Annotated in this window: 11 protein-coding genes; 6 read left to right on the forward strand and 5 right to left on the reverse strand. The window is 31.5% G+C overall.

The genetic code is table 11. The features are described 5' to 3' along the window. Nucleotides 1–185, reverse strand: a 185-nt coding sequence (locus LC095_RS26220) for a hypothetical protein (RefSeq protein ID WP_226530854.1), incomplete at its 3' end; no start/stop codon positions are given. 86 nt (nt 186–271) lie between these two features. Then, entirely contained in the window at nt 272–754 is a 483-nt protein-coding gene (locus LC095_RS26225) for a hypothetical protein (RefSeq protein ID WP_226530855.1), read from the reverse strand. Between the two features lie 510 nt (nt 755–1,264). Between LC095_RS26225 and LC095_RS26230 the strand changes: the two genes are divergently transcribed. Further along, nucleotides 1,265–1,849 (forward strand): DUF3967 domain-containing protein, encoded by a 585-nt coding sequence (locus LC095_RS26230; RefSeq protein WP_226530856.1) that lies wholly within the window; start codon nt 1,265–1,267, stop codon nt 1,847–1,849. Nucleotides 1,850–1,901: 52 nt separating this feature from the next. Here LC095_RS26230 and LC095_RS26235 read toward each other — a convergent pair whose 3' ends face one another. Next, nucleotides 1,902–2,228 carry a hypothetical protein gene (locus tag LC095_RS26235; RefSeq protein WP_226530857.1) on the reverse strand — a complete coding sequence of 109 codons (327 nt, stop codon included), beginning with the start codon at nt 2,226–2,228 and terminating at the stop codon, nt 1,902–1,904. A gap of 132 nt (nt 2,229–2,360) precedes the next feature. Here LC095_RS26235 and LC095_RS26240 point away from each other — a divergent pair, with 132 nt between their 5' ends. Next, the gene (locus LC095_RS26240) at nt 2,361–3,074 is read left to right on the forward strand and encodes a hypothetical protein (protein ID WP_226530858.1); all 714 of its coding nucleotides are present in this window, start codon (nt 2,361–2,363) and stop codon (nt 3,072–3,074) included. A gap of 293 nt (nt 3,075–3,367) precedes the next feature. Here the strand turns inward: LC095_RS26240 and mobQ are convergent, their stop codons facing one another. Continuing rightward, on the reverse strand, nt 3,368–5,029 hold the full coding sequence (gene mobQ, locus LC095_RS26245; RefSeq protein ID WP_226530859.1) for a MobQ family relaxase: 1,662 nt from the start codon (nt 5,027–5,029) through the stop codon (nt 3,368–3,370). A 1,181-nt stretch (nt 5,030–6,210) separates the two neighbouring features. Here mobQ and LC095_RS26250 point away from each other — a divergent pair. The 4 genes from LC095_RS26250 (at nt 6,211) to LC095_RS26265 (ending at nt 8,521) form a co-directional block, all read left to right on the forward strand. Further along, complete coding sequence (locus LC095_RS26250) at nt 6,211–6,609, forward strand: hypothetical protein (RefSeq protein ID WP_226530860.1); 399 nt, start codon at nt 6,211–6,213, stop codon at nt 6,607–6,609. Then, a complete protein-coding gene (locus LC095_RS26255; protein ID WP_226530861.1) occupies nt 6,606–7,019 on the forward strand; it encodes a hypothetical protein in 414 nt (137 codons plus the stop codon). Before LC095_RS26250 ends, LC095_RS26255 begins: the two co-directional genes overlap by 4 nt. A 172-nt stretch (nt 7,020–7,191) precedes the next feature. Further along, a complete protein-coding gene (locus LC095_RS26260) occupies nt 7,192–7,839 on the forward strand; it encodes a MarR family transcriptional regulator (RefSeq protein ID WP_226530862.1) in 648 nt (215 codons plus the stop codon). A 535-nt stretch (nt 7,840–8,374) separates the two neighbouring features. Next, complete coding sequence (locus tag LC095_RS26265) at nt 8,375–8,521, forward strand: hypothetical protein (RefSeq protein WP_226530863.1); 147 nt, start codon at nt 8,375–8,377, stop codon at nt 8,519–8,521. A 491-nt stretch (nt 8,522–9,012) separates the two neighbouring features. On the opposite strand, the gene LC095_RS26270 is transcribed toward LC095_RS26265, so the two are convergent. Then, on the reverse strand, nt 9,013–10,002 hold a 990-nt coding region (locus LC095_RS26270; protein ID WP_226530864.1), incomplete at its 5' end, for a YheC/YheD family protein.

Raw genomic sequence — 10,002 nt, forward strand, 5'->3', positions numbered from 1 at the left:
ACTTTCTTATTCTTATTAAACTTTAATCCTATTACCTCTCGTTTTTTCGTATTTAAATGATTCCAATGAAAACAAATAAAATCTACTTGTTCATTTGGGTGATATTCAAAAAACTTATTAATTCTTATTGTAGTTAAACTTATTAAACTATTGTGGCGTATACATATCCCAATTATTCGCGTCATCATAACCACCTAACTAAACTAACTCGATTAAAATGGGCTGGTTCCTTTTTTAAGAACCAGGGGGGAGAAGATGAGATAATATCTTGCTATAGATCAGTAGTTTCCTCACAACCACCAATAAATGTTTGCGGAGAAACCATTGCCATAAATATTGTTTGGAAAACAGTATTGTCTGCACCAGTTGCTGTAATAGAAATAGTGGCGATATCTGTTATTGGATTAATCTCATACGAAAAATCAACAGTAAAATCTCCAGTTAATACATTTCCACTAGCCTGGGCTGTACCGTTATCTAACATGGCAATCAAATCTTCAAAACAACTAATAGTACCACGTCTTCCTTGAGTGAAATTAATAGTACTTCCATTAGACCCAAAACTAATTGTAAAGTTATCAACGGCTGGATTACAGTTTGGACCACCAGTAAAACATTGTTCAGCTGAAAAGTTTATCGTACCCATAAAAATTGTTACATCCCCATTTGGATCTGTAACTGTAACCATTGCTGGAGCAGCATTGCCGGCAACACCTAAACGAAATTTACAAGGACAAGCAGGGCCTACACCCATATTAAACACTTCCTTTTTAATGGATATTTAAATCGGATGAAATTCCCAATATAATATGTAATTCATAAAAAAATGTACTTTTATCACAGGAATAAGAAAAAAAATCAAGATAGTAGCATGACTTATGACATATGCAGTTTGTTATGGTCTTAAACAGTTAAAAGTGTTATTCTCTACGCTATTAATGGAAAAATGTATACTCTATACAAATCTAGTTAACATAATGCCAACTATACGAAGTAATATAAAGAGCCAAATCCTTATCTATCAAGGGTTTGGCTCTTGTCTGTTTTTTATCGATTATGCATGATTTTATACAACGTTGTTGTATCAGGGTTTTTGGCTTATGAAGAAGCCTGGCTGCTGTATAAAAAAGGGGAGTTTTATGCAATTTAAAATTCTTTTCTTTTTCGGGAAAATTTGAAACAACAGTAGCGAATACAAGTTCCATCTGTCCAATCTCTAGATATTTCTATACAATAACGGTAAATGAGATCGGAGGTTTTAAGCTTGAGTCGAACGGAAGGAACTCTAACCGTCAAGGAAATGATTAACCGTTTAAACATTGGTGACAGTACTCTCCGTAAATGGTGCCTATCTTTAGAAGAACACGGGTATAGTTTTTACCGAACGGATCAGAATAAAAGGATATTCACGCAACAAGATTTGCTCGTTCTCCAACAATTTAAAAAACTTGTTCAAGAGAAAAATATGTCTATGAATAACGCTTCATTAATAGTAACTTCAAAACATCAAAAGGTACCGTTCTCCGATAAGACGGAAATAGAACAGGTAATAAACGAAGAGAACAACGTTCCTTACATGCGTTCTAATGATGAATTAGTCGGACGGTTAATGCTGTTCATAGAACAACAAGAAGAACGGTATAAACAGCAAGAAAAGTTCAATAAATCCTTAATCGAGAAGTTAGATGAACAGCAAAAATACATAGAAGAACGCTTAAATAAACGTGATAACACATTAATACAATCACTAAGAGAAGTTCAAGAAACAAAAAAGTTAATTGCTGCAGCTGAGGAAAAAAGGGAAGAGGAGTCTAAAAAGAGCTTCTTCTCTCGTTTATTTGGTAAGTAATTTAATATGGAAAATTAAAAGGATCTTTTAAAGAAGATCCTTTTTTCGTTAATTATTGAGTTACATGGTTGCTTGATTTTCTAATTCTAGTATAAATTTTCTTTATAAAAATTATTACTAAGTAAGTTAATAAAACAGATAAAAAATAATATATTAAATTTATTTCAGTTTTAAGAAATTCTTCAGGAGTGAATAAAAGAAACTTGTTTGATACGAATTCTCCAAAATTACGATACCAAATAAAATGAAAAGGAAAACCCATTGCATATTCTGTAATACCAGTGTTAGCTCCTCCGATTATTTGGGGAGGAAAAAACATAATGGATAAAATTGGTATTGAGCAACTAATTAATAAAATAATTTTATTTGTTTTTCTCAAATTTAACAGCCTCCTTTTTCCATATTATACATTATATTTCCAATAAAATTCTTGATTACATTCTACTTATCTATTAATCTAATACTTGCGTACTAATAAATGGAAAAAATATTAATATTTGGGAGGATGTACATGAAAAAGTTTTGTTTTTCTTTATTAACAGCAGTATTTTTATTTTCAAGTATTAATTTAAGTAGTGTTTTTGCTAGTACAGAAGAAGGAGTAAAAGCAGAAGAACAATTGACTCCAGAACAGTTACAGATACAGAAGGAATTAAAAGAATTAGAATCATCTGATTCTGTTGATTTTGAATTAATTCCATCGGAAGAAGTTCCTGAATCAACAGAAATTATTAATTTTGATAGTGTTGAAGAATTTGAAAAATACGTGCAAGAAATTAATCAAGAAGAACAAACTTTTGAAGAAACGATACAAGTAAATCCAACAGTTCCATCACTCTCAAAAACAACAATGTCAACTATGGCTGCAGCTTCGACTTATAATGGTGATCATGTAATTAAGTGGTGGGCACCATTTAGTGGTTTTGGAATGACGGGTTTAGCTTGTTGGAAAAATATCGCTTTTAATTACAAATATAAATTTGTGAGTGGAAAACCTCAATTCACAAGTGTAAGTAATATTAAATCTTACTATACCGGATTGCAAATAGGAGTAAGTTGGATTCAAACTACTAATGGTAGTGCTAGTATTATAAAGAAAAACACTACTAATGATACAGCTAAAATATCTGTAAAGGGATATAGTCTACTTGGTTTTCAAGTTAAAGGCTTTAGTGTAGGAGCAAAAATTGGAAATACATGGACAGGTTCTTTAACGTTAAAATAAATTTTAAAAAGTAACCTTAAAATAAGGTTACTTTTTTGTATTTCATAATTACTTATGTTCTCTTAGAGAACATGGTTTGCCATATACTATAGTATGAGTTAATTTATAAGCAATACAACAGAATGGAGGCGAAGAAATTGCTTATGTTTGCTTCGGTTATTTCTACAATTGCAATTGCTATCAATGCAGTTACTCTGTTCATTTTGCATAAGATTAAGAAATTAACTACATCCTAGCTGATTACTAAGTTAAAAGAGTGTGGCCAAACTCATTCTTCGTTTAGCAGCACTCTTTTAACGCTCTAATTGATTTTGTTTTTGTTTCTGACCTCTATAGCGCTGTCTCTCAAGCTTTTTGTTTTCCCGTTGTTCTTGCTTTTGAGCTTCTTCAATCCCCTTCATAATACCTTCTAGTAATCCTAAAGCACTTTCCGATCCTTTTTGATTAGCAACTGCTTCTTGAATGTTTTTTAAAGGAATGTGTTTATTCACTTTATCTCTTAGCTCTTTCATCTTCAATGCTGTTTCGAAGCTGATGAATTCTCTGGTGTTTCCTAATTCTGCATAAGGCTCAGTTACTTTTCTGACAAAACCTCGTTCTAAAGCATGCTCAGCTTTAATAAAAATTTCTTTTTGTCGAAGAATTTCTTTACGTTCTTTTTGGTTATCTTCCGTCCATTCCGATCTTTGGCTGTTGAATTTATTAATGTACAAATTAAGTTCATGATTATTTTGCAGACCTAATTTCTCAAGAGTTGGCTTTATCATTTCAGTTCTGTATTGAAGATCCCCATGAAGTTTTTCTAACTCGTTTTTGGATTCTTTTTTGATTGCTTGATCATAAAAACCGGCATTATCTAACTTTATTTGTTGTTCCTGAATTCTTGTTTCTATTGACTTAATGGCTGATAAATCAAGTTTTGCTTCCTCTAAAATTAAGCTTGTGTTATAAAAAATTTTATAGTTTTGGTTAACTTCTATTTCTGAATCTTTGATTTGACTAATTTGAGTCCTTACATTGTGCAAGTTTGCCTCTTCTCCAAGTTCTTTTTCAGCTTTTTTAATAGCTAATTTTTCATTAGAAGTGTAGTAAGATTTGACTTGTTTTTTCTTTTCCTCAAGTGCTTCTTTTCTTTCTAATTCTTCTTTTTTCTTTTGGAGTTCTTTGATTTCTACGACAATGGCATTATGCTTTTCAACATTTCTGTTGATGTCACCACGTTCAGTTTGAATACCTCGCTTTTCCATTGCGTGAGTTTTATGACCAAGATGAACGGTTGGTAGTTCATCAAGTCCGCGGGCTTCATGTGAAAGATGGGTAATTCTTTCTGAAACTCCTTCTTTCTCAAGCATTTGGTTAGCATAGGTAGACCACTGTTCTCTCCACATGGCTACATTGTCACGTTTATCCCAATCAGTTAAAGCAATCGTTTTATACTTTGGTTTACCGTTCTTATCCAAAACCTTGTTTCCTTTACGATCCAATTGATATTCTTTTTTCTTTTTGTTTCCCCATTCTCCATTTTCATTGAACTGGCGGACAGTTAACATGACATGAGCGTGAGGATTGTTCTGATCATCTCTATGTATGGCAATATCAGCAACCATACCTTTATCAACGAATTGATCCTGGACGAAATTCTGAAGCAATTCTACCTGCTTATCGTTAGAAAGTTCTCTTGGTAAGGCAATGTTGATCTCTCTTGCTAATTGGCTGTTCCAATTCTTCTCTACTTTCTCTACTCCATTCCACAGGCTATTACGATCTAGTACCCATTCAGGAGCATGTGAAGGGGCAAGAATCATGGTTTCAGGTTGAACAGATCTCTTATAAAATTTGAGTTCTTCACTAGCTTCATCAAATAAGACATCCCCACTTCGATATGCAGCCGAAGCAACAGCATTTTGATTTTTAGCTCTTGTAAGGATCTGTACTTGAAAATGAAATATTGCCATGATTCAAACCTCCTTTCACATTTTTATTTTTTCTGCGTAACTTTTAAATTTAAATTCCACATATTTAAAAATGATTGGGAAAATCACTTTTACCGAAATGGACAATGAAGAATCGAAAGATTGTTCATTTTTTATTTTGGCTTCGCCATCGGGCGATTGGTTTTAAATTCGTCATCGAGACGAATGGATATTTTGAATTCTCCATTTTAGGAGAATGGTAGGTTTTGATTTTGTTTTTTCGTTGCGAAGCAACCGCACGACACCTATAGGGTGTATATGTGCGCCCTTCATCACTTTTGTTCTTTGGGACATTGTACCACACTCCATTGTGGTGCGGGTTTAATTTTGAACTTTTCTTTGTATCTTCTCTTCTTGTTTTGCCTATAATCCCAATATGACATTTTGACATTAGGATACTGATGGAGAAATGAAGTAGGTAAAAAAGGTGATCGTTCAGAGAATTAATTTCCTACTTTAGATTAATAAGTTGAAAAGGAACTTTTCTTACTAAATCGAGATAATAATGGTGACTATTTCTTGGATCGAGGAACAGATACATATGATTCCAACTTTTCAAAAATGTAAAATTGGAATCATATAGGTACTGGAACAAAAAGTTCCAGTAGCCAAACTAGCATAAATACCTACAATCTTTTGACTATTAATTATGAAGCCATAAAAGAAAAATGAATGCGCCTATTCTATATGTGGAGCGTATTATTCTTTATCCGGTTTGCTACAAGATTTTTTTGAAGGAGGGCTTAAAAATAAGAAAAAGCGTAAGTAAGATATGTAAAACCCTATGAAAACATCAAAAAGTTAAAAAATGTCCCCTACAATTCAGAACAATATATTAGGAGCTATTTTTTCAAAGCTTCAAAAAATTACTAGAAAGGAGAGATAATCGTGATGCAATACAAAGATAAGCAAAGAAACATTAAGGTTTCAGCAAGATCCATTTATGCATTATCATTTTTTGTTCCAGCTACCATCTATGCAGTAGCACAATTAATCAATTAAAACAGCAATCATAACATCCCCTTAATAACTAAAGCCTTTAGGGCTTTTGGGGTTGCCTTGATGGCAACCCTTATTTATTGAAATTGTAGTAGTTTCCCCCTTGTTAAAAGTTACCTTAATCGTTATAATAAAAGTAACTTAAAAGAAAGAAGGAAAAAAGAATGCTAGAATTATTAGATTTTCACAAGAAAATGTATGACGCTAGATGGAACGGAGAAATGGAATCCTATGAGAATATGAGACAGATGGAATCTGATTTGATGGAATTAGCTAACAAATATGATGTAGGGATGGAAAAGGTCAATGAAATGCTTGAGCAACTTTATATTCCTACGTACAAATATGATGTGTTACCAGAGCATTTGAAGCACTCAAATTCAGCTAAAAGGGAAAGTGCTGGTCGTCCGAGTCTTGGTGTAACTAAAAAGGTTTCTATAACGCTTCCTAATGATATATGGGAACAGATTGAAAAAGAGATAAAAGCTGATAAAGATCTGAAATCTACTTCTGCTTTTTTTAGAAGAATGGTCTTGGATCACTACAAGGAATTAAGATCATGATTTGTTCTTATTGTGGATATGAAAACATTCAAAATGCTGAAAACTGTGGGTTTTGCGACGCTCCTTTGAAAAAGAAGCGTGCAAAAATGAGAGATTTTTTAGTGTTGGATCATGTTGAACTGCCTTTTGGGGAGCTGTCCGGTTTTCATACTTACGATTTGTTGGTGTTGTTACGTTTGGTAAGAGAAGAAAGAACGAAATGCTATAATCTTATGAGGACCATTCAGAAGGCTCCAGAGGACGTTATTGTAGATCCAGATACTCTTAGATTTGCTGAGCAGGAATACAGGCGTTATACAGCTCGTCTGAAGGTGATAGAAGGTATTTTGATAGATAGGATGGGATATAAGCCTAAAAGAGTAGATGATAAGCTTTTAGAGGCTTTAAGAGTGAAAATAGAAAAAAACTAGAAAAAAGGGGAAAATCTTGGTATCGTCGAAATATAGACATAACGAGAAAAACCGCCCATGCTTTGGTCGGCTTGGCGGTTTCTCAATTAGGAAGGGATTAGACCCTTTATTTAGATACATATATTCTATCATAATGGGTCTAGTTCCTGCTACATAAAGGGAGAGAAAAGTAGTGGGAAAAGATAATATTATAAATTTTGATCAAGCTGAAATAAATGCTAGAAAAAGAGATTTTGAAATTAAAAATCAAAAAATGGAGCAGTTGAAAGGATTTTCTCAGGATCAAATAGATCAAGTTTTAACAATGATGAAACAAGTTACTGGTGATGATTATTTTTTTGGAAAAAAGAAAAAACCTACTGACAAAGTGAGGTTTACCCAAATGATTTCAGAAAATATTAATTATCTTGTAAAGATAAATTATATAACGGATGCTGAACAGGCTTTCTTATTTAAGATTTCTCCTTATTTGGAATTTAAGACGAATGTTCTTATAGAGAAGTCAATTGATGATTCTATTGAAGAAGTAGCTACACCAAGCTATTTTGCTGAACAGTTTGGGAAAACAAGAACTTCAATATCAACAACTATGAATAGTCTTTTAAAGAAAGGTATTCTTGGGGTTGCACAAGCTGGTATGACAACAGAAGATGGACGTATTTGTACTTCTAGAACATGGTTTGTAAATCCTAATATTATTTGTTGCTCACCTAAAGATGGAGTAGATAAAGCTACTCAACATATATTTAGAAAATCACTTAGAAATTTTAGAATTAAAGAAGACAAAAAGAAACATAATCTTCCCATTTATCTTTTTTAAATAAAAAAGATCCGTATGTAAAAGTACGGATCTTTTTTATTTAAAAATAAGAGGTGTTAAAATTTTTTAACAGAGGTGTTAAAAAATTTTAACACTATACCTCTTGAAAACCTTGATATATCAGCATTCTTATACTTCTTGTATCTCACTCTATATTTAATAGCAATTCGGCTTTAGAATTGCAATACTAAATCTATTTATTTTTTCGTTGTAGCCCTGAAGGCTAAAAGGTTGCCATAAAGGCAACCAAAACACTTTCATAATTACTATGTATTGACACTTCGGAAATGCTCAACAAATGTGAAATTTATGTATTATTTTAGATAAAAAATACTTTTTTGTATTTTAATGGTATTATATCATTCCAGAAGTAATTGAATTTAAAGAAAAATATACAGCAGATGCATTTAAAAAGGCGTTTGATTTAGAAAATGCTTCTAATGAGTTAGATTCTGAAGATCTAGAAGTAGTAAAGAATGAAGAGAAAATAGTAGAATTTGAGGATGGAAGTTTTGTTGTTGTTAGTGATACAACTGTGGAAGAACCAGGAATGATGGCATTAGCAAGGGCAAGTCATACTGGTACTGCAGGGAAAAATTTTAAAACAGACTATAAACAACAATGGTATGGAATTTATTTAGCAGCAGAGGTCCTATTGGGTATTCAAGAATGCATACATTGAGAACAACAATTGCTATCTCTAGTGTTTCCGGTTCAACAGTTAAATTTACAACTAATTCAGTATCGGAGTAAATATTATGTTTGAATTAAGCTCATTTATTTCACAAATTATATTTATAGGTGTAATTATTATTATTGGATGGGGTATTTTTTCATTAATAAAACGTAAAAAATAGTTAATTTTAAAAGATCTTTCTAGGTTTTATTATATAAATAAATACTTCGTCCAATCTAATTATAATTATATGAAGTAAGAAGAACGTCCAAATTTTGATACTAAAAGTTTGGGTGTTTTTTTGTTTTAAATTATAAGAGAATATTATTTTGAATCCAAAAAAGATAAATAAAACATTATAGGTTTTTAGAATTGTTAATAGATAATCGTTGAAAAATTGTACAACTAATCAATTTGTACATAATAGTCGGACACCTATTTATATATAGGTGTCCTTACAAAAAATAAATGTTAGTTAAAGGATCCATTTTTTTTGCTTAAGTAGTAGAACCATTAGTTGAATTAGCTAGAAAAAGAGCATATTCAAACGGTCTAATAATAGAAAGATCTTCAACAAAGCTCAGAGCAGGATAAGGTATATGATTTACTTCGAAAATCCATAAACGACCTTTTTTATCTAGACCTAAATCAATTCCTAAATCTGCCATATGATAACCAGATTGGTCAAATGCTTTACAAATTTTGTGGCCAAGGGATATTATAGATTTTTCTAATTCTTTCATGTTTACTTTAGGGAATAAGGGATATTTATACAATTGCTTTATTGTATAGAATCTAGACATTTTTGTAGGAATTACAAAATTACTATTTGAAGCAATACGCAATAAAACTAAAGACTCTTCCCAATTTCCTTTACTATTTTTGTTCATGTTTAAACGAATATCACATGTATGACGACGATAGGTTATTGTATTAACCCTTTTTTGTAAAATATAATCTCCAATTTGAATTTTAGGTTTAACCCATTTACATAATTCATATAATGAGGCAAATGTTTGGTAAGTTATTTCATTTTTAAAAGAATGAAATACTTTGAAACCACCATTTTTAAAAGACTTAATCCTCATTATTCCATTACCACTGCTACCAATAATAGGTTTAATAAGATAATCCGAGTATAAACTGAGTTGCGATTGCAAATAATCTATTTTGAGCTTTTGTGTATTAGGTAAATATTCCTTTAACCCTCTAGAACTGGAAAGAAACTTCCACCCTTCCCATTTATCAAATAAGAAATTATTAAAAATATTCTTACCAAAGACATCTTCTAAATATTTAACAATTTTAGTATTTAGATACCCTTGTATAAACACAACATCAGGAATAGGGAAAATACTGTTTTCCCAAACTTTCTTATTCTTATTAAACTTTAATCCTATTACCTCTCGTTTTTTCGTATTTAAATGATTCCAATGAAAACAAATAAAATCTACTTGTTCATTTGGGTGATATTCAAAAAACTTATT

Source organism: Metabacillus niabensis, from assembly GCF_020524345.1.
GTDB lineage: Bacteria > Bacillota > Bacilli > Bacillales > Bacillaceae > Metabacillus > Metabacillus niabensis_B.